Raw genomic sequence first — 23,814 nt, forward strand, 5'->3', positions numbered from 1 at the left:
AGACGACCCGCCTCTATCTTGTGGTTGTGGTTGTCGAAAGGATTGTGACAGCCGGGCTTGGCCCGACCATTTTTTCAAGCTGCACCGGCCGGTAGCCGAACTGGGTGACCGTGCGACTGAGCATGCCGTAACCAACCCTTCGGGCTTCATGCGGCTTTCGCATCGCGCTTGCCGCGCGCAGGAGATGCAGGCCATTGCGGATATTGGCGCCGATATGACCGATCTTGCGGCCCTTATCGCTGATGCCGCCATAGATCAGTTTCGGCAGCGGCAGGCCCCGGAACGTGCTTCTGACCTCCTTCAGGTCGCCTTCCGGATCCATGCCCAGCCGCTCGAAGGTCTTGTAAACGGCACCGGTGTAGAGCGGCCTTGTGTGCAGGATCGGCGAGGCATCGATGAAGGCGGCTCGATAAGCGGGCTTTGCCATCATCATGGTCCAGATATCGTCCTGCCCCCAACCGGTCGGCCAGCGGGCAAGGATGGGCAGGAGCGTGCGCAGATAATCCGTGCGGATGATCGGGCACATCGGCTCGACATAGTTGGTGTATCGCAGCACAAAGCCCGGGCAATGCGCCGTGACCGGATAGGAAATATGGCTCGACGGCAGAAGCGACGGCTGGCCGATATCGAGATCGTGGGAGGCCATGATCTTGAACAGGTTCGACAGGCCGTTCGGCTCGAACAACAGGTCGTCATCCGGGAACATGATATAGTCATAGCGATCGAGCAGATCGGGATTGGTCCGCAGATAGCGGCAGACGCTGTCCCATTTCGTGCCCGTATCGATGGAGAGCGAAAGATCTCCATCGTCGAGACCCTGCAACTGCTCGTCATAGGTGCTCAGTTGCAGGTCCCAGTTTCGCGATGCCTTGGGTTCGAGCAGCCAGTTGCGATGCAGCGACAGGCCGCCGACACGGGCGAAAACCAGATTGCGGGCTTCGTGGATGTCAGACATCACGGCAACTCGATCTCCTGCGGATAGGGAATGGCCTTGAGAAAGGTGCCGCCCTTCTTCTTGTAGTCCGCCTGCTGGGCGACGATCTCGTCGGCAAAATTCCACGGCAGGATGAGAAGATAGTCGGTCGGCGCGGTGGCGAGTTCCTCAACCGCCCTGATCGGCAGGCGCACGCCCGGCATGAACTTGCCGACCTTGTGGGTGTTGCGGTCCACGACATATTCAATCGTGCCTGCAGGCAGATCGGCATAGTTCAACAGCGTGGCGCCCTTGGCAGCTGCGCCATAAGCGGCGATCGTCTTGCCATCTTCACGGAAGGCGCCAAGCATCTTTCGAAGGTCGGTGCGGATGCCTTCGACCCGGCGGCCGAAATCGCGGTAGCACTCGAATCCGGTCAGGCCCATTGCGGCTTCCTCGTCCTGCATTTTCTGCAGGCGATCCGTCTTGCCGGACGTTTTGCTGACCCGCAGGCGCAGCGAGCCGCCATGGATATCCAGCTTTTTCGCATCGTTGAGATAAAGCCCGTGACGGCCCATCAGCGGCTCGAGGGCGGCCAGCGAATAATAGAAGAAATGCTCGTGATAGATCGTGTCGAAGGCGCAGGTCTCGATCAGATCCTTGACGTAAGGGAACTCGAATTCGGCAATGCCGTCATCGGCGAGCAGAATTGCGAAACCTTCGACGAAGTAATTGATGTCATTGACATGGGCGAGGACGTTGTTGGCCAGCATGACCGAGGCGCGCTTGCCCTCCGCGACCAGCTTTTGCGCGACGTCCTTGCCGAAGAAATCGATCACCGTCGGCACGCCGATCTCGATCGCCGCCTTCGCCGGGCCGCTGGCCGGATCGATGCCGAGCACCGGAATGCCGTGCTCGACGAAATTCTTCAAAAGGTAGCCGTCATTGCTGGCGATCTCGACCACGAGATTGTCCGGCCCAAGCTTGCGTTCCGCAATCAGATCGAGCGCGTGCTCGCGGCTGTGGACGAGAAGGGCTGGAATGAAGGAGGAGAAATACGGATAGTCCTGGCCGAAAAGGATTTCCGGCGGCACGTCCTCGCTGACCTGCAGAAGGCCGCATTCCTGGCAAAGCACGACTTCCAGCGGAAAGAGCGGCTCCATGACGCCGAGCTGTTCGGGTTCGAGCAGCGCGTTTGCCAGCGGCTGCTGGCCGAGATCGAGGATCGTATCCAGATGGTTGCCGCCGCAGGACCGGCAGGCGGTGATGCGGCCGGATTTCGGCGTTGATGCTTCCACTTGAATGCTTGCGATGGTCATGGCCGAACCTCCGTTATCAATTCAGCGTTCAAACATAGATCTGCGGCTTTCCGTATTCTCGTAAACGGTGCCTTGGCGCGCTCTGCGATATCGAGGAGCGAGCGGGTTCCGTCGCATTGGTTGAGGACCCAGAGCAGGTCCATCTGCGAGGCGCCACCGGCTTCCTTCTGCCCGGCAATGGCGCGGTAAAGCCCGCGCCGGCCAAGCTGCGGTTCGCCCCTGCCATCGACGCGGCGATAGGTGGCGTTTTGCTGCAGCAGGTCGACGAGATCCACCAGCAGCCGAAAAGACTGGCCGAGCGCTTCCGGGGTGACGAAGTCGCAATTGTCGAGCGAGGTGTGATATTCGGCAAAAGTGCCGTGGATTGCGCGCATCAGGCAACCGACCGGAAGGGCGATGCCGGGCGAGCCAAATTGCCGTTCGTCATAACCATAGGGCGAGAATTCCAGCGTCTCGAACGCATGGCCGCTGTGTCGCAGCACGTGCTCGGCTGCGAGGTCGACCTCAGCGCCATTGACGGTCTTCTTGTAGTGGAACGCTCCGCCATCGCCGATGCAGGTGAGAACAAGGCCGTGGGCGATGCGGCCGAGACGATCCTCGTTCTGAGCCAGCCAGGTGATCGCGCCGATGGTGGCCGGAAGGAAGAGGAGACGGATGCCGAAGCGAGGTTTTGTCTGCGCCAGAAAATGCCTTGCGAGCGCGGTTGCGACGACGATGCCGGAGAGATTGTCATTGGCAAGGCTCGGATGGCAGACATGGACGGAGATCAGGATCTCCTTGTCGCTCTCGCCGGGAATGAAGAATTCGCCATAGGTCAGCGATCCATCGGAAAGTTCGCTGTCGATCTCGACCTCGTAACTTTCGTCCTTCATCACCTGCCAAAGCGAATGCGGCAGACAGAATCCCCAGTTCTCGGCGTAATATGAGGTACGATACGGGATCGCATCCGGCTGGTCGGGCAGCGTGTGGATATGGGTTGCCAGTTCCTCGCGGCTAAAGGTGCCACGCACGGGCACGCTGTAACCGACGACATGCAGGTTGTTGTTGGCGAAATCGACGAGAACCCGGCCATCAAGTGTCTTGATCGTCGCGCGACGGATATTCCATTCACGCGGCACGTCCCAGTCGAACACCTTCGTGCCGGTCGGCACCTCGTGGATATCGAGCGGGATATGCTGTTTCAGCATTGCCAGCGTAGCGCGCACGCCGTTGCCCGTCAGGCTACGCGGCAGAGGGAACAGGCTGCGCAGCAAGGACATCATGTCGAGCGGCGGCAGGATGCCACCGTCTTCATTACCAGCAGTCTTGAACACGCCATCCAGCATCATGCAGCGCTCCGTTGGAGCCAGGGCATTCGCGCCTGAAGATCCGGCCATGCCAGATCCTTGTCGGAGATTTCCGTCACGGGTTCCGGCCATTTTATCGACAGGAGCGGATCATCGTAACGCGCTCCGTCATAGAGTTCCGGGTAATAGGCATCGCCCATCAGGTATTCGACAATCGCGTCCTCGGTCAGTGCCTGGAACCCGTGAGCGAACCCCGCCGGAATGAACAGCATCCTCCCGTCATCTGCGCCGAGATCGACATGGAAGCTCTCTCCCAGCGTCTTCGATCCTTCGCGCAGGTCGACAATCACGTCATGGATACGCCCATGACTGCAACGCACGACCTTGGCGTCTGCATGCGGCGACCGTTGAAAATGCATGCCGCGAACGGCACCGCGCGTCTTCGTCAGGGACGTGTTTCCCTGGATGGGCGTAAACGCGATACCGGCATCGTCAAAAAGCTTCGTGCACCAGGTGCGAGCAAAACTGCCGCGACTGTCGCCGTGAACCTTGAGATCGATAAGCCTAGCATCCGAGCCGCCGAGAGAGGTGAAGTTCATGACGCCTCCTCAAGCCGGCTTCTACCAGACTTTCCACTGGGCCGAACGCGAAGCCCACATGTCGTTCAGCACCGTCTTGTCGCGCAGCGTATCCATCGGATGCCAGAAGCCATGATGGCGATAGGCCATCAGCTCGCCCTGCTTGGCCAGCTCATCCATCGGCCCCCTCTCCCACATGACCTCGTCGCCTTCGATCAGCCCGAGCACGGACGGATTGAGGACGAAGAAACCGCCGCTGATCCAGGTGCCGCCGTTTTCCGGCTTTTCGTTAAAGGTCTGGACGCGCGGATCTTCGTCCTCCAGATACATTGCGCCGAAACGGCCGACCGGCTGCACGGCGGTCACGGTTGCGCTTTTGCCATGGTCCTTGTGGAACTTCAAAAGGGCCGTCAGATCAATGTCACCGACGCCGTCTCCATAGGTCATGAAAAACGGCTCGTTGCCCAGAAGGTGCCGGATGCGGGCGAGCCTGCCGCCCGTCATCGTATCCGCACCCGTATCCGCCAGCGTGACGCGCCAGTCTTCGCAAGGCGGGTCAAGATACGTGACTTCCGATGTCGCAAGGTCGAATGTCACACTCGATCCACGCATCCGCAAGTCTTCAAAGAACTTCTTGATCAGATGTCCCTTGTAACCACAGCACACGATAAAGTCTTTCACACCGTGGGCTGCGTATATCTTCATGATGTGCCAGAGTATTGGCTGACCGCCAATCTCGACCAAAGGCTTCGGCACAGTCGACGTCTCTTCAGAAAGTCTTGTTCCAAGACCTCCCGCCAAAATCACAGCTTTCATAGTAAAACACGCCACCCACTCTGTGACACCCAAAAAATGGATTTCACATTGAACTACAAACGATACTCGAATGCCGGCAATTTCTCTTGATAAGCCAAGCAAAACACAATTCATGAAGGCTAGCAAGCGGTTTTTATTTATTATTAAGCTTTGAGAAAATATAGGTGAGTAATAAAAATGCCATTCCAACAATTGAATTGAAATATCGATCAGATCGCGGCGCAAATAGCAGTTAAGCCGCCGCCGAAGTCACCACCGCGAAGTAAATTTCATCCCAAGTGCCGCGCTCAATCAGGCCGAACCAGGATTGGGCCGCAGCTCACGAGATGGCCAAAGCCTCAGCGCGCATCGAACAATTCAAACCGGCCGCCACCGAGCCTCAGTCTCAAACCAAGCGCCAGCAGGGTCGCGCCATAACAGGCCGCACCGAAACCTGCGACCAGCACCATTTCGAAGAAATCGGCAATACCCGGCCTGTCGAGCTGCGCCCTTAACCAATAAACGGCAATCACCATCACGGCGCCCGCGGCGCCCACCTTCCACAGGTTGAGGATCTGCCGCCGAAAGCCGAGGCCCAGAAGACGCCGGACCTGGAACACATAGAAGCCGCCCATGACCACGGCCATGACCAGCCGCGCATAGATGACGCCCTCTATCGACAGGAAATAGAAGCCGAGCGTGACTGCGGTCGTGCGGAGAATGAAATCGATCAGGTTGATCCGGAAGATGACATCCGGCCTGTCCACCGCAAGGCTCAAGGAAATAAGCGTCTGGAAATAGGGAACCGGCAGCATGGAAACCGAGAGCAGCGCCAGATAAGGGGCCGCTTCCGCCCATTGCGGACCGAGCAGAAGATTGGTCACGAGATCCGCCGTCAGCGCGATACCAAGCGTGGCCGGCACGCAGATCAGCATGGCGATACGGATCGCCTTCAAAAAGGCGAGGCCCACCCGGCCACGGTCCGAACTTATCCTTGAAAAGGCAGACATCAGCGGCTGAAGGGCCGGTCCGATAAAGCTCTGCGTCGGGATCAGGGACACGTCGTTGGCGACCGTGTAACGACCCAGCAAAGTTTTCGGAACATAGGCGCCGATCATCAGCCGGTCATATTGCCAGTTCAGCGCGGACACGACCTGCGAGGCGGTGAACCAGCCCATAAAGCCGGCAAAATCCGGCAATCGCTGGAACGAGAATGCAGGGCGATACCGGGCGAACACATAGGACATGATGGTCGTGACGCTTGCGGCGACGACATAATTGGCGACAAGAGCCCAATAGCCACCTTCGGTATAGACAATGACGATAGCGGCGATAAGCCCGCATATCTTGCTGGTCGTTTCGGCGATAAAGGTCGGGCGGAAGTCGATGTTGCGGGCGAAATAGACCATTGCCGGACTGTAAAGCCCCTTCACCACCGTGCCGATCGCCAGGATGCAGACCACAGGCACCAGTTCGGGATCGCCGTTTATCCACGAATAGGGCCATGCGCAGCCGATCGTCAGGACGGCCACGGCAATGCTCCGCAAAGCGGCGAGCGTGAAACCCGTATCGAGATGTTTCTTGTCTATGGCGGGAAGACGCACGAGTGCCTGCGTGACCGGCACTTCCAGCACGCTATCGATGATCAGCACCAAGGCCATGGCGAGCGCAGTAACGCCGAAATCGGCAGGAACCAGCAGCCGCGCCAGAATGAGCAGATTGAGGAAATCGACCACGCGACCGAAGAGACGCGAGAAGATAAGCCAGGATGCGCCTCTCAGCGTGGCAAATGCAAGCATCGACGACCCAACCCTCAACAACAAGAACCGTCAGCGAACCCTCCGGTTTTCACCGGGGCCGCGTTCCGCGGGCCGATACATGCGGATCATTCCGGAACAGAGGATCAGCAGACCTTCCAACGCAACCAACGATACACACAAACAAACAATAATCTATACTGAAATCAAAGATATCTCCGATCGCGCCGGAATGTCTAAACCTGATAAAAGCACTTTATTGTGAATTTCCTCCGTTGACACTTCAGTAATTATAGTGCCGATTTACTATCTATGACATTTCCGACAAGTATTATTTAAACGTCTGACCGACCGCGAGGGAGAATCGATGCATGATTCTTACGAGTTGCAGCAGGAAGCGGTGTCCGAAGCCGAGGTCTTTGACGCGATCATACTCGGCGCAGGCGTAAGCGGGCTTGTCGCAGCATCGGTCCTACTTCGGCAGAACAACGAGCGCATCGCGGTTGTCGACGAATACGCAAATATCGGCGGGAACCACATTGACTGGTCTGCGAACGGCTTCACCTTCGACGTCGGCAGCCTGATCTTTCAGGATGACTCGCCGCTTCTGAAGCACTTTCCGGAACTGCTTGAGCACTACATCCATATTCACCCGAGCTGGGGGAGGCTCAACCCGCAAGGAAAGGTGACGCGCTACCCGATCTCGGTCGCCGATGACATCCTGCGCGCCGGACCGATCGAAATCTGCCGGATCGCGTTCTCGGTCATCCATGCGCGCATCCGGCGCCGCCCGTTGCGCAACGCCCGTGACTTCGCCGCATTCTGGATCGGCGCCTATCTGCTCAGGCGTTCGGGGCTGGAAAACTATATGGCGCGGTTCTACGGCATGCCGCCGGAGCATATCGACCTGGAACTGGCCGAGAAGCGGATGATGTGGATCAAGGAGCATTCATCGCTGCGCAGTCTCTTTCAAAAGATGACGCAGAAAAAGCCGCCACACATGAAGAACAAACAGCTTGCGCGACCGAAGGCAGGTTATGCCGCGCTTTATGAGCCGGCCAAGCGTGGGCTTGCCGAAAAAGGCGTCACCTTCCGCCTTGGGACATTCATTTCAAAGGTGGTGAAGAACGATGACCATTTCATCGTCATCCCGACCGAGGGCAGAAAGATTTCCTCCAGGCGGATGATCTCGACAGTTCCGATCAACATTACCCATCGGCTTTGCGGCCTGGAGCAGGAAAAACCGCTGCAGACGATCACCCTGATCAGCCTCTATTTCAGCTTCGCCGGCGACCGCGGTTTTGCACAATCGATCCTCTACAACTTTTCCTACGAAGCCGCCTGGAAGCGACTGACCATCTACTCGGATTTCTACGGTCAGACCGATGGCCGCGAGTATTTCGCAGTGGAAGTGGTCAGCAACGAGACGATAACCAGCATCGAGCTCGCCGAAGCCGAGTTCCGGGCGCATGTCGCCAGAAACAACATCTTCGATGGCGACCTGAGGCTCGAAGGCGGGCAGGTTCTGGAAAATGCCTACCCGATCTATACCCATGGCGCGCCTGCCGAGGCAGACAGGCAGATAGAGCGACTGAAGCAGTTCGGGATCGAGTCATTCGGCCGCCACGGGGCCTTCAACTATCAGCCCACGGCCCGCGTTTCGACATTGGAAGCGGAGCGGGCTTTGGGATACCGTCACCCGGAACCGGCAGACAACCCGGCAGACCGGGACCAGCATGACAAGAGACTTGAGCTTATTCCCATGTGAAAGCGGGTAACAGACCATGCGTATCATGCACCTCCTCAATCACACTTACCGGCTGAACGGACATGTGCATGCCGCGGTCGACCTAGCATGCGAGCAGAGAAGACTGGGGCATGAGGTGTGCATTGCCAGCGGCGGCGGTGATTTCGACGAGCTTCTGGCAAGCCACCACGTGGCAACCCGGCTCGTCGATCACGAAAGGCGGCCATTGGCCGTTATCCGGTCGATGATGAGGCTGAAGAGATGCGTGAATGAATGGCGGCCCGATGTCATCCACGCGCATATGATGACGAGCGCCGTACTTGCCTTCCCTGTCTGCAAGCTTTCCGGCATTCCGCTTGTCACCACCGTTCACAACGAATTCGAAAAGAGCGCCATTCTGATGGGACTTGGCAGCTGCGTTATCGCAGTCAGCGAATCCGTCAGCCGCTCCATGCAGAAGCGCGGCATTTCACAGAAGAAGCTGCATGTCGTGCTCAACGGCACGATCGGGACAGCTCGGTTTGCAAACAGGAATGCGGAACCCGCAAAACTTGCGCATCCGAACATCGTGTTTGTCGGCGGACTGCATCCCCGCAAGGGCGTGGTCGATCTCATCGCCGCCTTCAAGACGGCCCATTCGGCGTTTCCGGCAGCCAGGCTCTATATTGTCGGCAGCGGCCCGATGGAGGACGAGTATCACGCACTTGCCCGTCAGACCGGCTGCGGCGATGCGATCACCTTCGTCGGCTCGGTAGACGCCCCCTATCCTTACATGCTGGCGGCAGACATATTCGTGCTGCCGTCGCTTGCCGATCCGGCTCCGCTGGTGATTTCCGAGGCACGCGAGGCGGGTTGCGCCATTATCGGAACCAAGGTCGACGGCATTCCGCAACTGCTGGAATTCGGAGAGGCCGGAATTCTGGTTCCCCCATCGGCGCCGGAGATGCTGGCCACTGCGCTTATCGATCTTCTCGGCGATCCGGCAAAACTTAAGGAATGGCGGGAGAAAAGCCAGCTTCGCATCGACAACCTGACCATAGAGCGCGTGGCACTGGAAACGACCGCCGTCTATCGATCCGCCATGACACAACCGAAGCTTATCGGCGCCGCCAGCCGGGCAGTCTGACGTCCCTCTCCGGAGACGAGCAAACAGCTCCGCCCGACATTTTCCGGGTGAGTGCAGTGCGGATTGATGCCTGAAAACCGCGCCTTACACCCGAATTCCGGCGAACTTCCTTTGCGATGAATATTTTTTCGGCAGAGAGCCCACCCGTGATGCAACCACAGGCCGTTCATTAAGTTATTGATTCCCCGAATTAATGGCTTTCCCAGGCTTGGAACTCACCGGCCACCGGCAGACGCCCCTCTCTAAACTTGGAAAAATAAATATTAACGCCTTATTCACTTTATATAATTTTCATTTAACATGGTCGATAAAATACAAACAAAGTAAAACAAGGCCAAGAACTCACCTCATAGCGTTGTTCCGAATCTATAGTACTGAGGCTAGATTCCATGCTCACGAGTAACAAGAGTATTGACAGGCATGCCCAGATAAAGGCCACAGCAGAAAAGGCCTTCAACAAGCTGACACCCACAATATTTCACGAAGCATGGTGGCTGGAAGCTGCCACGAGGGGAAGGATCGAGTTCGCCGAAGTGACCGATGGCGGACGGACGGTCGGGCGCCTTCCCTATATGGTGAATTCGCGATACGGGCTGACGAGTAGCAATATGCCGACGCTGACGCATTTCCTCGGTCCCGGCATCGATGACGGCGGCGGCAGCGAAGCCAATCGCTATGTCAAACGCAACTCGATCACCCAGGAACTCATCCGCAAGCTTCCGCAGCTTTCATCCTTTCGCCAGAAGATGCATCGCGGCATTTGCGACGCCCTGCCCTTTCAGGCTCAAGGCTATGGTGTGCAGGTTCAGTTCACCTTCGAGATAGAGCCCTATCCGGAAGCGACGATCTGGAAAGGCATGCGCGACAAGACACGCAACGTCATTCGCCGCGCGGCGGAAAACTTCGACGTTTTTGAAAGTGTCGACCCGGAAGCCTTCCTTCATCTCTCGATGGCGCATCTCGAGCAGAAGAACATGCAGGCCAATATCGATTTCGATACCTGCCTGGAGATCGCAAAACAGGCGATCAGCCGCGGGCGCGGCCATATCTGGGTCGCAAGGGAATGCGCGACAGGCACACCGAAGGCCGCGATATTCTGCGTCTGGGACAACAGCACCTATTATTATCTGATGTCGACCCGCGCACCGGATGCCGGCAATGGCGTCGTGCCGCTGCTCTTGTGGAACGCAATCCAGTCTGCCTCGTCGATGGGCTACGTGTTCGATTTCGACGGGATCGTCAATGAAGGATCGATCCTCCTGTTTTCCGGCTTCGGCGGAAAGACATCGCCACGCTATATCGTCACCAAGGCCAGCATGCCCTATCGCGTCCTGCGGCAGATCCGCCGGATGGATTCGTCGGTTAGCAACGCGTTCTGTTAAGAGAGGGAGCCAACCGGCTAGTCTTTCAGAGAAGATACAGACCGCCCTATGGCGAGGGTGGCTGGGGCGCCAGGATTCGAACCTGGGAATGCCGGTACCAAAAACCGGTGCCTTACCGCTTGGCGACGCCCCAACATGGTCGTGACGGCATGAAACGCCACACGACAGGCGCTTCCTCTAGCAAAGCTTTGTTTCGCCCTCAACGGCAATCTTCGTTCATTCGCCTATTTTCCTCGCGATAGTTTTTGATCTCAAGCGTCTGGATCTGCTCCGAGCGCTTCAGGCCTCCGTTTGATCGCATGTCTTTTGGCACAAAACCGCTGCACAGTTTTGCGCGGCGTGCTTTAAAGCGGCCATGACACGCAGTAAGGCTGGCAAGGCGCAGGATATGGCACGCGATATCGATTTCGACATGGAGTTTTCTCCGGCTTACGGCCACGCCGTTCCGGTTGCCGACGGTGTTCTGAGACTGACGGTCAACAACCCCTCGCCTTTCACCTTCCATGGCACGAACAGCTATATCATCGGCCAATCCACGCTGGCGATCATCGATCCCGGCCCGGAAAACGAGGCGCATTTCGATGCGCTGATGAAAGCGATAGATGGCCGGGCCGTCAGCCACATCTTCGTCAGCCATACGCATCGCGATCATTCTCCGCTTGCAAGGCGCCTGAAGGATGCGACCGGCGCATTGACGGTGGCCGAAGGCCCGCACCGCGCGTCGCGGGTTTTGCATGAAGGTGAGATCAATCCGTTTTCCGAAAGCGCCGATACGGATTTCGTGCCGGACATCGCCATTGCCGATGGCGGCGTGATCGAGGGTGACGGCTGGTCACTTTCGGCCATTCACACGCCCGGCCACACGGCCAATCACTCCGCTTTCGCGCTCGACGGCACCGGCATCGTATTTTCGGCCGATCATGTGATGGCCTGGGCGACAACCATCGTTGCACCGCCGGACGGGTCCATGGCCGATTTCATGACTTCGATCGAAAAGCTTCTGGCCCGCAAGGATAGGGTCTATTTTCCCGGTCACGGCGGCCCGGTGCGCGAACCGGCCTCTTTCCTGAGGGGCCTCAGAACACATAGGCGGATGCGGGAAAGGGCGGTAATGGAGCGGATCATCGCCGGCGACCGGCTGATCACCGACATGGTCAAAACGATCTATGCGAAGACCGACCCCAGGCTGCATGGCGCGGCGGCGCTTTCGGTTCTCGCCCATATCGAGGATCTTCTGGAGAAGGGCCGGGTGGAGACGGATGGACCTCCGTCGCTTCACGGCCTCTACCGGCCAGTCTGACAGGACTGATTTAGCTACCGGCAAGCCCGAGCAGTTCGGCATCCAGCCGATCAAGGAAATCCTCGGCGATTTCCGCACCGAAGCCCAGATCGTGTGGCCCATATCGGGAGACGACACGGATATCGACAAAGGTCGTTTCGGCATCCTCGCGCAGCCGGATGACGACATCGAAACGCAGACCGGCGATCAGCGTGCGTGTCGCCCCCTGCAGCACGACTTCGGTCGGGTTGCCGACGGCAGCATCGAGGGAGGGTTCAGGGCGTGGCGTCGGCACCGGCGCAATATCGGGAACCGGAGCCTGGTCATCCTTCGGCGCCGTGCGCTCAGTCCGATCCGGCTCGACCAGGGACAGCCCTTCCGTCTTTGCGATGGCAATCCGGGCAGACAGCGACGCCTTGCGGACACCTTCATAGACCCGGTCGAGCGCGCCTTCATATCGCCGGCCGATCAGGCCCGGATAGGCCGCAAATTGCGCACGCCGTTCGCCTGCGACCGGTACCGGTGGCCGGGGCAGCCAACGCTGGGCAAAATGCGGCTCCGAGATAAAGGCCGGCGGATCGGCGAGATCCGTCGAGATGTCATAGATTGCCGGGGTGGTGTAATATTGCATGACGCCATAGGCGACTGTTCCGAGCGGCAGCGCTGCATAGATCAGCCCTTTCGTTGCCGCGACACCGCCATCGGCTCCTACCTGCCACAGGCGGGCAAGGCCGATGAGCAACAGCGGCAGAGATACGGCGGCGATGGCAGCGGAGAGGAACAGAAGCGCCAGAAAATCCGGCTGACTGAGTGGACCGAAGCGATGGGCAAGCGCTGAGATCAGGAACAACAGCAATGCCGACAAGGCCAGCCGCCGGCCGAGATAGGCGGATTGGGATACGGGCCGGACGAAACGGACAGTCATTTTGCGGCGCAAGCTCCGGACGAAACACTGAATGACTGTGTAGGACAGGCGTTTAAAAAATGGAATCTCAAAGCATCGCAGACCAGGGATAACGCTGCCCGCAGCTTGTCTTTTCCACCTCGATTTTTTCATCGACCCCGCGCATTTTCGTCATCGATGCTCTACATATCTATTCGCGGCTCAGCTTGAGCGATCTGATGGAGCATGACCATGCGTCTTCACCGAATTCTCATTCCCTCGGCACTGCTTCTCGTTCTGGCCTCATGCCAGACGATGACGCCGGAGGAGCGGCGAGCGGCGGATGAGCGAACCTGCCTGGGTTACGGTTTTAGAGCCAAGACCGACGCCATGTCGCGCTGCCTGCTCGATCTCGAACTCGACCGGCGCGCGCAGAGCCGCTCGATGATGGAGCGCAATGACTCGATGTTTTGGCAGCCGCCGATCGTGGTGGAGCGGCGGGTGATCGTGCATCGGCGGTAATGTTTCCCTACTGCCTGTACTGCAACTCGATCCTGATCCCTTCCGGGCCATAAACAAAAATCTGGCCGATGCCGGCACCCGGTATCTCATCGTGTTCGAAACGATAGCCGGTTGCTTCCGCACGTTTAACCGCATCCTCGCGGTCGAAAAAGGCGAAGGCTGCGTGGTTGAGCATGCCTTGGGGGAAATCACCGTCGCGCTTCACGACATTGAGATGGATTGCCGGATGGCCTTCGAGATAAAGCCAGTGGCCGGGCATGTCGAAAGGCGGGCGATAGCCTTCTTCCACGCCTAAAAGCGTCTTCAGGAAATCGATCATGATAGCCGCATCGCGGGTTTGAATGTTGACATGATCCAGGCGCGGCATCGGCCCCTCCCTAGGCTTTCCACCATGGGAGCACGATAGCATGATGCTACAGGACGATGCCATCTCCCCCGTCCGCCAAGATGCGGATCAGGCGTTGCGCTTGGCGATCGCGGCCTGGGCTGCGGCCAAACGGGCCACGGGCACACGGAAGGGCGAGCAGGAGACATAATCGAGATCGGCGTTTTCGCAGAAATGGATCGATGCCGGATCGCCGCCATGTTCGCCGCAAATGCCCATCTTGAGATCGGGCTTGGTTTTACGACCACGCTCGGCGGCGATCTGGATCAGTTCGCCGACACCGTCGAAATCCAGCGAGACGAAGGGATCGTGCTCGATAATACCCTTTCGCTGGTAAGTCGGGATGAAGGTGGCAGCGTCATCGCGCGACATGCCGAATGTGGTCTGCGTCAGGTCGTTGGTGCCGAAGGAGAAGAATTCGGCGGTCTCGGCAATCACATGGGCGCGGATCGCGGCGCGCGGCAGCTCGATCATCGTGCCGGCGAGATAACCGATCTGCATGCCGGTCTCTTTCCAGACATCCTTCGCCACGGCGTCGATAACGCCCTTGACGTAATCAAGCTCTGCCCGGAGACCGACCAGCGGCACGAGGATTTCCAGTTCCACCGGCTCGCCGGTTTCCTTCGCGGCTTCGGTTGCGGCCTCGAAAATGGCGCGCGCCTGCATTTCGGCGATCTCGGGATAGGAGATCGCAAGGCGACAGCCGCGATGGCCGAGCATCGGGTTGAATTCGTGGATCGCATCGATGCGGCGGGCGAGAAAATTGGCGGACATGCCCATGGCGCGGGCGACGTCATCGATCTCCGCTTCCGTCTTGGGCAGGAATTCATGCAGTGGCGGATCGAGCAGGCGGATCGTTACCGGCAGGCCATGCATGATGGTGAAAAGCTCGGTGAAATCCGAACGCTGAAGCGGCAGGAGTTTTGCCAGCGCCGTACGGCGCGCGGCTTCGTCTTCGGCCAAAATCATCTCGCGCATGGCGTGGATGCGGTCGCCTTCGAAGAACATGTGTTCGGTGCGACATAGGCCTATGCCCTCGGCCCCGAAGGAGCGGGCCGAGCGGGCATCCTGCGGCGTGTCGGCATTGGTGCGGACCTGCATGCGGCGGGCCTTGTCGGCCCAGGCCATCAGCTTGCCGAAATCACCGGAGAGTTCCGGCTGCAACATGGCGACGCGGCCCTTGAGGATCTGGCCGGACGAGCCGTCAATGGTGACGATGTCGCCTTTGCGAAGTGTTACGCCGCCGGTTCCGGTCAGCGTTTCGTTGCGCAGATCGACCCGCATCGAACCCGCGCCGACAACACATGGGATACCCATGCCGCGCGCGACGACCGCCGCATGGCTGGTCATGCCGCCGCGCGTGGTCAGGATCGCTTCGGCGGCATGCATGCCGTGAATGTCCTCCGGGCTGGTCTCGATGCGCACGAGTACGACATGCTTGCCTTCGGCCTCTGCCTGAACCGCCTGTTCGGCGGTGAAAACGATCTCGCCGGTCGCCGCACCCGGCGAGGCCGGAAGGCCGGATCCGATCTGATGGCGGGGAACGCGCGGATCGATGGTCGGATGCAGCAACTGATCCAGCGACGGCGGGTCGATACGACAGACCGCCTGTTCTTCAGAGATCAGCCCTTCCTCGACCATATCCACGGCAACCCGCATGGCGGCTTTGGTGGTGCGTTTTCCGGTACGCGTCTGCAGCATCCAGAGTTTTCCGCGCTCGACGGTGAACTCGACGTCCTGCAGGTCCTGATAGTGCTGTTCGAGGTGATTGCAGATTTCGCGAAACTCGGCAAACGCCTCGGGCATCAGCTTTTCCATCGACGGCTTTTCAGAGCCGGATGCAAGTCTGCCTTCTTCGGTGATCGACTGCGGCGTGCGGATGCCGGCCACGACATCCTCGCCCTGGGCGTTCGCCAGAAATTCGCCGTACAGAGCCTTTTCGCCGGTGGACGGGTTACGGGTGAAGGCAACGCCGGTGGCGGAGGTGGAACCGAGATTGCCAAAGACCATGGCCTGGACATTGACTGCCGTGCCCCAGGTTTCGGGAATGCGGTGGAGCGTGCGATAGGTGACAGCGCGGGCATTGTGCCAACTGGAAAACACGGCGGCGATCGCCTTCCAGAGCTGAACATGCGGGTCCTGCGGAAAACTCTCGTCCAGCTCGTCCTCGATCAGGCGCTTGTAGAGATCAACGATATGCTGCCATTCGACAGCGGAAAGATCCGTGTCGTGCTGGCGGCCGAGGCGGCCCTTCTCGTCTTCGAGAACCTCTTCAAAGATCTCGTTGTCGAGACCCATGACGACATCGGCATACATCTGGATGAAACGGCGATAGCTGTCCCAGGCAAAACGGGCGTCACCGGCATCATGGCCCAGTGCCTGGACCGTCTCGTCGTTGAGGCCGAGATTGAGAACCGTATCCAGCATGCCCGGCATCGAGGCACGCGAGCCTGAGCGAACGGATAAAAGCAGCGGCCTCTCGCTGCCGCCGAAGATACGGCCGGTTTCCGCTTCAACCGCTTTCAGCCCTGTCAGGACATCAGCCTTCAGGTCGTCGCAAATCTTTTTGCCATTGCGGAAAAATTCGTGGCAACAGTCACAGGTAATGGTCAGCCCCGGAGGCACGGGCAAACCAAGGCTCGCCATCTCGGCGAGATGTGCCCCCTTGCCGCCCAGCAATGCGATATCCACCGCGCCGCCTTCTGCCTTACCACCGCCGAACCAGTAAACCCGTTTTGCCATTCACGCCTCCCCGTGCATTTTTCTCTGAAATTCAGAGCTTTTGCAACAGCTTGGGAAATCATGGAGGCAGCATTATGTGCGCTGCAGCATTATGCAACAGGCAATTTGGCGCAAATTTGCAACAGGGTTGAGACTGGTGGAGATAAAAGCTTTGCGGGGCCGGATCACACTCGGCCCCGCAAAGCCTTCCGCGCAGGACAGGAAACCCACGCGGGGGGTACATATTCGCCGAAATGGCCTTTGCGCCTGATAGACGCCCCCCAGCCCCCGCCGAATCCGTAATTCTGCATAGCCGTATACCACATCCGGCGCATCCCCTATATGGGTGAAACAACGTAGATGTGACTACAATCAATTATAACACGAAAAACTGTCGATTATTTCAGCTTGCTTCGCGCAATAGTTCCGCGGTCTGCAGATCAACAGATACGAGTTGCGAAACACCTTGCTCCGCCATGGTGACGCCGAAGAGCCGGTTCATGCGCGCCATGGTGATCGGATTATGGGTGATGATGACGAAACGCGTCTCTGTCGAAGCGGCCATTTCGTCCATCAAATTGCAGTAACGCTCGACATTGTGGTCGTCGAGTGGCGCATCCACCTCGTCCAGCACACAGATCGGCGCAGGATTGGTCAGGAAGACGGCGAAGATGAGCGCCATGGCGGTCAGCGCCTGCTCCCCGCCCGAGAGAAGCGTCATCGTCTGCGGCTTCTTGCCGGGCGGACGGGCAAGGATTTCAAGCCCAGCTTCCAACGGATCTTCGGATTCGATCAGCTGCAATTCCGCCGTGCCGCCGCCGAAAAGATGGGTGAACAGGCGCTGGAACTGGGTATTGACCACATCGAAGGCGGCGATCAGGCGCTCGCGGCCTTCCTTGTTGAGGCTCTGGATCGCACCACGCAGCTTGCGGATCGCATCGACCACGTCGTCGCGTTCGCGGGTCAGCGTCGAGAGCTTGTCCGAAAGCTCCTTCTGCTCCTCGTCGGCGCGCAGATTGACCGCGCCAAGGCGCTCGCGCTCCATCTTCAGCCGGTCGACCTCGCGCTCGATGGCGCGGATATCCGGCATCGGCTGGCCGGGCTGCAGGCCCGTCAGGCGCAGGACTTCCGGAGGTGAAACATTCAGGGCCTCGCGAATGCGCTGTTCGCTCTCGTGGCGTCGCTCGGCGGCAGACACGAGGCGTTCTTCGGCGCGGCCGCGTTTTTCGCGAACGTCCGCCAGTTCAGACAAGGCGGTTGCGGCGCGCTGGTCGGCCTCGCGCTGGCGGGTTTCGGCGATCGCCAATTCGTCGGAAGCAAGCTTTCGCGCGTTTTCCGCCTTCTGCAATTCGGACAGCAGGCTGCGACGGCGATCATCAACCTCTTCGGGAGCCGCTTCCAGCTCGACGATCTCGTCGCGCGCCTCTTCCTCGCGCTCGCGCAGGCTTTCGATATGGGCGGCGGCGCTATCAGCGCGCGCCTTCCAGGAGGAGCGCTCCTGGGCGATGGCCGCAATGCGGCGCTTGCGGGCTTCGAGTTCGCGGCTCAGGCCCTCATAGCTTGCGCGGGCTTCCGCCAAACGGCCGCGATCGGTGGCGACTGCTGCCTGCTGGTCGCGCAGACGATTGTCGAGATCGGAAATATCCGGCGCATTTTCCAGCTCGATACGGGCATCTTCGCCCTGCGCTTCGACTTCCTCGATCTGGGCATCCAGCTGGCTTACGGCTTCCGCCACGACATCGCGGCGGCGCATCAGATCGCCTGAGGCGCGTTCCGCGGCGGCAAGGGCCTCACGGGCATCGGCAACCTGCCGGGTGGCAAGCCGCACCCGGTCGCGGGCATCGGCAAGCACTCGCTCGCTGGTGGTGATCTCGGCCACGGCATCGGCCAGCAGGCTTTCGCATTCGGCCAGAACATCGCGGGCTTCATCGATCTCGGCTTCGAGTTCCGAGAGGCGGTTCTTCTGTGACAGCCTGAGGGCAGCAGCACCGGGCGCTTCGGAACCGGTGACATGGCCATCCCAGCGATAGACAGCGCCGTCCCTGGTCACCAGACGCTGGCCGGGTTTCAAGCCAGCCATCAATCTCGTGGCATCACCGGCCGAGACGATGCCGATCTGAGCCAGTACGCGTGCCAGTTCCGGCGGGGCGGTCACACGAGCGGACAGCGGCTCGACACCATCCGGCAGGCGCGGATCGGCCGAGGCATCGCCATTGACCGACCAATAGGTGGGGGCTGCGTCATCGACCGGGCTTTCGAGGTCGTCGCCTAGGGCCGCGCCAAGCGCTGCTTCATAACCACGCTCGACATGAACCATTTCGGCGACCGGAACATAGTCGCCGGAAGCGGCACCGGCGGCCAGCATCTTCTTGATCGTACGGGCTTCCGTCTCCAGCCCATTCACTTTGGTCTTCGCATCCTCGACAGGGCGGCGGGCGGCAACTTCCGCGGCACGCGTGGAGTTGAGTTCCGCCTCGGCCTCTTCGGCCGCGGCCGTCGCATCCTCCAGCGCGATCTCGGCGGCCTCGACCAGTTCGGCTTTTTCCGCCGGGTCGTCCAGCGAGGACAGGCGCTCGGAGACGGCATCCAGTTCGGCGCTGGCATCCTGTCGCTGACGATCGAGGCGCTGGCGGCGCTCGGCAAGATCGCGGATCAGGCGTTCGAGCTGGTTGCGTCCGGCTGCGGCCTCGGCGCGCTCACCGGTGATCGTCGCAAGCAGTTGTTCGCTTTCGGCAAGCGCTGCACCTGCCGCTTCGAAGGCTTCGTGCAGTTCGGCGCTTTCGGCACCGCTGTCTGCCAGCATGTCGTTCAGCTCGGCCTCTTCCTCATCCAGCTTTTCGAGGAAAGACGTGTTGTCGGCGGCCAGCTGTTCCTCGCGGCGAATATCTTCGGCCAATTGCGCCAGGCGGCGGGTCAGCTCGTCGCGGCGTTTGAGCAGCCGTCCGGCTTCCTCTTCCAGCTGGCTGCGGGCGATCTGCAGGCGCTGCAGGGCGGCACCGGCTTTCGCCTCCTCCTCACGCAGTTCCGGCAGCTTGAGGCTGGCGACGGCCTGATCCTTTGCAGCCTCCATCTGGCTTTGCGCCTTTTCGGCAACCGTGACGGTGATCTGATTGAGCGCCGTCTGGGCTTCCAGTTCCGCCTGTTCGGCCTCGACCCAGCGGATATGCAGGAGCATCGCCTCGCGGGCACGGATATCGGCCGACAGCGACTTGAAGCGGTTGGCCTGGCGGGCCTGGCGTTTCAGGCTCTCGATCTGGCTTTCCAGCTGGACGACGACATCTTCCAGCCGTTCCAGATTGGTTTCTGCGGCACGCAGGCGAAGTTCGGCCTCGTGGCGGCGGGAATGCAGGCCGGAAATGCCGGCGGCTTCTTCCAGCAATTGTCGACGCGCCTGCGGTTTGGCGTTGATAAGTTCGCCGATCCTGCCTTGCCCGACCATGGACGGCGAGCGGGCGCCGGTGGAGGCGTCAGCGAAAAGCAGCTGCACGTCCTTGGCGCGGCTTTCCTTGCCATTGATGCGATAGACGGAACCGTTTTCGCGCTCGATACGGCGCGTGACCTGGATCTCGTCGGCATCATTGAAGGCTGCGGGCGCGGTGCGATCGGAATTGTCGAGAAACAGGCCGACTTCGGCGGTGTTGCGCGCCGGGCGGTTCCCGGAACCGGAGAAGATGACATCGTCCATGCCGGACGCGCGCATGTTCTTGTAGGAGTTTTCGCCCATCACCCAGCGAAGCGCCTCGACAAGATTGGACTTGCCGCAGCCGTTCGGCCCGACCACACCGGTCAGGCCGCGCTCGATGAAAAATTCCGTCGGTTCGACGAAGGATTTGAAACCGACAAGGCGCAGCTTGTTGAACTTCATGCTGCGCCCCTCACACTCTTGAGCGAGAGTGCGTTATCAGATGCTGTCGAAAAGCGCCGACATGGATTCAACCGACATGTCCCCAGAATACTTCTTCCCGTTGATCAGGAAGGTCGGCGTGGAGTTGATGTTGAATTCATCCGCACCACGCTTCACCGACGCGTTGATTTCATCGAGAAGCTTCTGGTTCGTCAAGCAGGCTTCGAAAGTCTGCTGTGTGTAACCGGCAATCTTGACGGTCTGCATCAGTGCGCCGCGGACATCCTTGTCGGCCGGGGCCGCCCAGGCGCGCTGCTGCTTGAACAGCATCGAGACCATGGCGAAATACTGTTCCGGTGTTGCATGCTCGGTCGGGTTCTGCGGATTGGAACGCGCCAGCATGAAGGCGGCGGTGGCAACCGGATCGAACGGGAATTCGCGGATGATGAACTGCACCTTGCCGCTATCGATGTATTTTTCCTTGATCGGCTCGAAGGTGGTGATGTGGAAATGAGCGCAATGCGGGCAGGTCATCGACATGTATTCGATAACCTTGATCGGCGCATCGTCCTTGCCGAGCGCCATTTCCGGCAGGGTGCCGGGCTTCAGCGCGGCAGCCATATCGACATCACCCTGCGCTTCCGGTTTTTCCTGAGCAAAGGCATCGGTAATGCTAAACGGAAGGGCAAGAGCAAGCGAAGTGACAGCCACACCGCCGAGAAGCGCGCGCCGTGTCGTGGTCATATCGTTCAAAAACATGGGACACCCGTGTGAGAGCAAAAAAGAAAGATTGGAACCTCCGTATCCCGGCGTTCAATCCTCGGCAAGTTGCCGATAGGTAACTTACTTCAAAGAATTGTGACGAAAGCTGGGAAAAACAAGGCTGTTAACCGCCTTCACCTCAACGTGTGCGCTTTTGCTGCATGACGGCGGTGCCGAGTTTTTCGACCGCCTTGCGCAGAGCCTCGCTTTCGATGCCTTCCATCATGTCATGCAGTTTGCGCGCCGGCTCTCCCTTCAAGGGGCGTGGCGTTCTGGAATGCTTGATCTGTGGCGAAACCGGCTTCTGGACGATGCGGATCTGGCGCACCGCGGGAAAGCCGAAAAAGCTGTTGATGCGGCCGATCAGTTCACCCTGGGCATGGGTCAGGAACAGCGCTCGCGCACCTTCGCAGGCAATCGTCAGTACCCCCGGTGTATAGCCGTCATCCCGGTAACCGTCATTGCGCGCCCAGGTGATCTTTTCCGGCCGCGTGCAATCGGCAAATTCTTCCCCGGCGATCTCATCCCAGGAGCCGAGAAGCGACGTCGAAATGCCGGCGCGTTTCGCCAGCACCGGGTCGATGATGCCGTTGGCGATCTCGGCGATCTGGTTTGCGCCCTTGCGGGTGAAGGGAGTTTTCTTGGTGATCTGATTCATGACGGGATAACCGGTGCCTTTAGACCTTGCCGTCCTTGATGCCGGCGCATTCATCTTCCAAGTATAGGGCACACACCCCCAAAACGGCAAACGATGCTCGATACGTTATCCCCGATACCCACGCTGACCTATGCGGCAAAGCTGCTTTCCTGGTACGACCGCCACCACCGGGAACTGCCGTGGCGCGTCAGCCCTTCGGCGGCGAAGGCCGGCAAACGGGCCGATCCCTATCATGTCTGGCTGTCGGAAGTGATGCTGCAGCAGACGACGGTGCAGGCGGTGAAACCCTATTTCGCCAAATTCCTCGAACGCTGGCCGAAGGTAACGGATCTGGCAGCAGCGCCCTCCGAAGACGTGATGGCCGCATGGGCGGGGCTTGGCTATTACGCCCGCGCCCGCAACCTGAAGAAATGCGCCGAAGCGGTGGCAGGCGATCATGATGGCATCTTTCCCGATACCGAAGAAGGTTTGCGCGCGCTGCCCGGCATCGGCGACTATACGTCGGCGGCCGTCGCCGCGATCGCCTTCAACCGGCCTTCCGCCGTGATGGACGGCAATGTCGAACGGGTCATTTCTCGCCTGTTTGTTATCGATGCCCCCCTGCCCGGCTCAAAGCCGGAGATGAAGGCAAAGGTGCGGGACCTGACACCTTGCGACAGACCCGGAGACTTTGCCCAGGCGATGATGGATCTGGGCGCCACGATCTGCACGCCAAAACGCCCCGCCTGTGCGCTCTGTCCCTTCCGCGACGACTGTCTTGCGCTGGTGCAGGATGACCCGGAGCGTTTTCCGGTCAAGGCGGCGAAAAAGGAGAAACCGGTGCGTGTCGGCGCCGGCTTCGTTGCGGTTAATGAAAATGGCGCGATCATGCTGAGGCGGCGGCAAGAGACCGGGCTGCTCGGTGGCATGACGGAAGTGCCGACCACCGGATGGACCGCACGGATGGATGGCGGAACCGGAACAGACCATGCACCTTTTGCAGGCGATTGGGAGGCATGCGGCGTCATCACGCATGTCTTCACCCATTTCGAGTTGAGGCTTTCCGTCTACCGAACACGGGTGCCTTCAGGCGAAGAACCGGTCGGCTGGTGGGTGCCTGTCGAGACGCTTGGCGATGAAGCCTTGCCGACTGTCATGAAAAAGGTAATCAGTCAGGCTATTCCGACCGCTTTCATGAAACACTGACCCAGAAACAAACCAGGGATCACAGGAAACATCATGGCAGACAAGATCGACCACATCGTCTTCGACATCGGCAAGGTTCTTATTCATTACGATCCGAACCTGCCGTTTTCCCGCATCATTCCCGATGCCGAAGAGCGCAAATGGTTTTTTCAGAATGTCTGCACCCATGATTGGAACCTGGAGCAGGATCGCGGCCGCAAATGGGAGGATGCAGAAGCCCTGCTGATCGCCCAATATCCCGAGCGGGAAGAGCATATCCGTGCATTCCGCAAATACTGGCCAGAAATGGTGTCGCATTCCTACGACGACAGCGTCGCCATCATGCTCGGGCTGATCGACAAGGGCCATGACGTTACCATGCTGACGAATTTTGCAGCCGACACGTTTGTCGAGGCGCGCAAGATGTATCCGTTCCTCAATGCGACGCGCGGCGTGACCGTTTCGGGCGAGATCGGTCTTATCAAGCCGGATGTGGCGATATACGAACGGCACGCGAAGGATTTCGGTCTGACGCCGGAAAACTCCATCTTCATCGACGATACGATAGTGAATGTGGAGGGTGCCCGCGCCGCAGGCTGGCAGGGCGTGCATTTTACCGGCGCTGAAAAGCTGAAAGCTGATCTCGCCGCACACGGGATCGAAATTTAAGTTACTTCGATTGGCACCGGAGGC

Annotated in this window: 19 protein-coding genes and 1 tRNA gene; 7 read left to right on the plus strand and 13 right to left on the minus strand. The window is 59.4% G+C overall.

The features are described 5' to 3' along the window. Positions 1–13 precede the first annotated feature (13 nt). From JNB91_RS24840 to JNB91_RS24865, 6 genes are all read right to left on the minus strand, one after another. Positions 14–955, minus strand: coding sequence for a DUF707 domain-containing protein (locus JNB91_RS24840; RefSeq protein ID WP_220328161.1), 942 nt, complete (start codon positions 953–955; stop codon positions 14–16). Continuing rightward, positions 955–2,232, minus strand: coding sequence for a class I SAM-dependent methyltransferase (locus tag JNB91_RS24845; RefSeq protein ID WP_220328162.1), 1,278 nt, complete (start codon positions 2,230–2,232; stop codon positions 955–957). The genes JNB91_RS24840 and JNB91_RS24845 overlap by 1 nt, the downstream gene beginning before the upstream one ends. Further along, entirely contained in the window at positions 2,229–3,557 is a 1,329-nt protein-coding gene (locus JNB91_RS24850) for a DUF4910 domain-containing protein (protein ID WP_220328219.1), read from the minus strand. Before JNB91_RS24850 ends, JNB91_RS24845 begins: the two co-directional genes overlap by 4 nt. After that, positions 3,557–4,117 carry a dTDP-4-dehydrorhamnose 3,5-epimerase family protein gene (locus tag JNB91_RS24855; RefSeq protein WP_220328163.1) on the minus strand — a complete coding sequence of 187 codons (561 nt, stop codon included), beginning with the start codon at positions 4,115–4,117 and terminating at the stop codon, positions 3,557–3,559. The genes JNB91_RS24850 and JNB91_RS24855 overlap by 1 nt, the downstream gene beginning before the upstream one ends. Before the next feature lie 21 nt (positions 4,118–4,138). Further along, positions 4,139–4,912 (minus strand): glucose-1-phosphate cytidylyltransferase, encoded by a 774-nt coding sequence (gene rfbF / locus JNB91_RS24860; protein ID WP_220328220.1) that lies wholly within the window; start codon positions 4,910–4,912, stop codon positions 4,139–4,141. A 338-nt stretch (positions 4,913–5,250) separates the two neighbouring features. Next, positions 5,251–6,690: a lipopolysaccharide biosynthesis protein gene (locus JNB91_RS24865; protein WP_220328164.1), complete on the minus strand. Its 1,440-nt coding sequence runs from the start codon at positions 6,688–6,690 to the stop codon at positions 5,251–5,253. Between the two features lie 325 nt (positions 6,691–7,015). Between JNB91_RS24865 and JNB91_RS24870 the strand changes: the two genes are divergently transcribed. The 3 genes from JNB91_RS24870 to JNB91_RS24880 all read left to right on the plus strand — a co-directional run bounded on the left by JNB91_RS24870 (position 7,016) and on the right by JNB91_RS24880 (position 10,903). After that, positions 7,016–8,416 carry an NAD(P)/FAD-dependent oxidoreductase gene (locus JNB91_RS24870; protein WP_220328165.1) on the plus strand — a complete coding sequence of 467 codons (1,401 nt, stop codon included), beginning with the start codon at positions 7,016–7,018 and terminating at the stop codon, positions 8,414–8,416. Between the two features lie 16 nt (positions 8,417–8,432). Then, on the plus strand, positions 8,433–9,521 hold the full coding sequence (locus tag JNB91_RS24875; protein WP_220328166.1) for a glycosyltransferase family 4 protein: 1,089 nt from the start codon (positions 8,433–8,435) through the stop codon (positions 9,519–9,521). Between the two features lie 389 nt (positions 9,522–9,910). After that, on the plus strand, positions 9,911–10,903 hold the full coding sequence (locus tag JNB91_RS24880) for a GNAT family N-acetyltransferase (protein WP_220328167.1): 993 nt from the start codon (positions 9,911–9,913) through the stop codon (positions 10,901–10,903). A gap of 58 nt (positions 10,904–10,961) precedes the next feature. Here the strand turns inward: JNB91_RS24880 and JNB91_RS24885 are convergent. Further along, positions 10,962–11,036 (minus strand) — tRNA-Gln (locus JNB91_RS24885). A gap of 222 nt (positions 11,037–11,258) precedes the next feature. Between JNB91_RS24885 and JNB91_RS24890 the strand changes: the two genes are divergently transcribed. Further along, positions 11,259–12,203 carry an MBL fold metallo-hydrolase gene (locus JNB91_RS24890; protein WP_223218375.1) on the plus strand — a complete coding sequence of 315 codons (945 nt, stop codon included), beginning with the start codon at positions 11,259–11,261 and terminating at the stop codon, positions 12,201–12,203. A 10-nt stretch (positions 12,204–12,213) separates the two neighbouring features. On the opposite strand, the gene JNB91_RS24895 is transcribed toward JNB91_RS24890, so the two are convergent. After that, complete coding sequence (locus JNB91_RS24895) at positions 12,214–13,107, minus strand: DUF1499 domain-containing protein (RefSeq protein WP_220328168.1); 894 nt, start codon at positions 13,105–13,107, stop codon at positions 12,214–12,216. A 210-nt stretch (positions 13,108–13,317) separates the two neighbouring features. Between JNB91_RS24895 and JNB91_RS24900 the strand changes: the two genes are divergently transcribed. Further along, positions 13,318–13,587, plus strand: a complete 270-nt coding sequence (locus JNB91_RS24900; protein ID WP_220328169.1) for a hypothetical protein — start codon at positions 13,318–13,320, stop codon at positions 13,585–13,587. Positions 13,588–13,594: 7 nt separating this feature from the next. Here JNB91_RS24900 and JNB91_RS24905 read toward each other — a convergent pair whose 3' ends face one another. The 5 genes from JNB91_RS24905 to JNB91_RS24925 all read right to left on the minus strand — a co-directional run bounded on the left by JNB91_RS24905 (position 13,595) and on the right by JNB91_RS24925 (position 21,957). After that, positions 13,595–13,954, minus strand: coding sequence for a VOC family protein (locus tag JNB91_RS24905; protein WP_220328170.1), 360 nt, complete (start codon positions 13,952–13,954; stop codon positions 13,595–13,597). A gap of 87 nt (positions 13,955–14,041) precedes the next feature. Beyond that, the gene (gene ppdK, locus JNB91_RS24910) at positions 14,042–16,714 is read right to left on the minus strand and encodes a pyruvate, phosphate dikinase (RefSeq protein WP_220328171.1); all 2,673 of its coding nucleotides are present in this window, start codon (positions 16,712–16,714) and stop codon (positions 14,042–14,044) included. A gap of 382 nt (positions 16,715–17,096) precedes the next feature. After that, positions 17,097–20,558, minus strand: a complete 3,462-nt coding sequence (locus tag JNB91_RS24915; protein ID WP_220328172.1) for a chromosome segregation SMC family protein — start codon at positions 20,556–20,558, stop codon at positions 17,097–17,099. Positions 20,559–20,594: 36 nt separating this feature from the next. Then, positions 20,595–21,296 (minus strand): DsbA family protein, encoded by a 702-nt coding sequence (locus tag JNB91_RS24920; protein WP_220328173.1) that lies wholly within the window; start codon positions 21,294–21,296, stop codon positions 20,595–20,597. Positions 21,297–21,438: 142 nt separating this feature from the next. Further along, complete coding sequence (locus tag JNB91_RS24925) at positions 21,439–21,957, minus strand: DUF721 domain-containing protein (RefSeq protein WP_220328174.1); 519 nt, start codon at positions 21,955–21,957, stop codon at positions 21,439–21,441. A 93-nt stretch (positions 21,958–22,050) separates the two neighbouring features. On the opposite strand from JNB91_RS24925, the gene mutY reads away from it, so the two are divergent. Beyond that, entirely contained in the window at positions 22,051–23,142 is a 1,092-nt protein-coding gene (gene mutY, locus JNB91_RS24930; protein ID WP_220328175.1) for an A/G-specific adenine glycosylase, read from the plus strand. Positions 23,143–23,175: 33 nt separating this feature from the next. After that, entirely contained in the window at positions 23,176–23,790 is a 615-nt protein-coding gene (locus tag JNB91_RS24935) for an HAD family hydrolase (RefSeq protein WP_220328176.1), read from the plus strand. Positions 23,791–23,814 lie beyond the last annotated feature (24 nt).

This window comes from Aliirhizobium wenxiniae, assembly GCF_019511445.1.
GTDB classification, from domain to species: Bacteria; Pseudomonadota; Alphaproteobacteria; order Rhizobiales; family Rhizobiaceae; genus Neorhizobium; species Neorhizobium wenxiniae_A.

Coding starts and splice junctions, on each gene's coding strand:
- JNB91_RS24875 (WP_220328166.1), top strand. CDS start 8,433: ATGCGTATCATGCACCTCCTCAATCACACTTACCGGCTGAACGGACAT.
- JNB91_RS24845 (WP_220328162.1), bottom strand. CDS start 2,232: ATGACCATCGCAAGCATTCAAGTGGAAGCATCAACGCCGAAATCCGGC.
- JNB91_RS24920 (WP_220328173.1), bottom strand. CDS start 21,296: ATGTTTTTGAACGATATGACCACGACACGGCGCGCGCTTCTCGGCGGT.
- JNB91_RS24905 (WP_220328170.1), bottom strand. CDS start 13,954: ATGCCGCGCCTGGATCATGTCAACATTCAAACCCGCGATGCGGCTATC.
- JNB91_RS24855 (WP_220328163.1), bottom strand. CDS start 4,117: ATGAACTTCACCTCTCTCGGCGGCTCGGATGCTAGGCTTATCGATCTC.
- JNB91_RS24915 (WP_220328172.1), bottom strand. CDS start 20,558: ATGAAGTTCAACAAGCTGCGCCTTGTCGGTTTCAAATCCTTCGTCGAA.
- rfbF (WP_220328220.1), bottom strand. CDS start 4,912: ATGAAAGCTGTGATTTTGGCGGGAGGTCTTGGAACAAGACTTTCTGAA.
- JNB91_RS24925 (WP_220328174.1), bottom strand. CDS start 21,957: ATGAATCAGATCACCAAGAAAACTCCCTTCACCCGCAAGGGCGCAAAC.
- JNB91_RS24895 (WP_220328168.1), bottom strand. CDS start 13,107: ATGACTGTCCGTTTCGTCCGGCCCGTATCCCAATCCGCCTATCTCGGC.
- JNB91_RS24880 (WP_220328167.1), top strand. CDS start 9,911: ATGCTCACGAGTAACAAGAGTATTGACAGGCATGCCCAGATAAAGGCC.
- ppdK (WP_220328171.1), bottom strand. CDS start 16,714: ATGGCAAAACGGGTTTACTGGTTCGGCGGTGGTAAGGCAGAAGGCGGC.
- JNB91_RS24850 (WP_220328219.1), bottom strand. CDS start 3,557: ATGCTGGATGGCGTGTTCAAGACTGCTGGTAATGAAGACGGTGGCATC.
- mutY (WP_220328175.1), top strand. CDS start 22,051: ATGCTCGATACGTTATCCCCGATACCCACGCTGACCTATGCGGCAAAG.
- JNB91_RS24865 (WP_220328164.1), bottom strand. CDS start 6,690: ATGCTTGCATTTGCCACGCTGAGAGGCGCATCCTGGCTTATCTTCTCG.
- JNB91_RS24840 (WP_220328161.1), bottom strand. CDS start 955: ATGTCTGACATCCACGAAGCCCGCAATCTGGTTTTCGCCCGTGTCGGC.
- JNB91_RS24900 (WP_220328169.1), top strand. CDS start 13,318: ATGCGTCTTCACCGAATTCTCATTCCCTCGGCACTGCTTCTCGTTCTG.
- JNB91_RS24870 (WP_220328165.1), top strand. CDS start 7,016: ATGCATGATTCTTACGAGTTGCAGCAGGAAGCGGTGTCCGAAGCCGAG.
- JNB91_RS24890 (WP_223218375.1), top strand. CDS start 11,259: ATGACACGCAGTAAGGCTGGCAAGGCGCAGGATATGGCACGCGATATC.
- JNB91_RS24935 (WP_220328176.1), top strand. CDS start 23,176: ATGGCAGACAAGATCGACCACATCGTCTTCGACATCGGCAAGGTTCTT.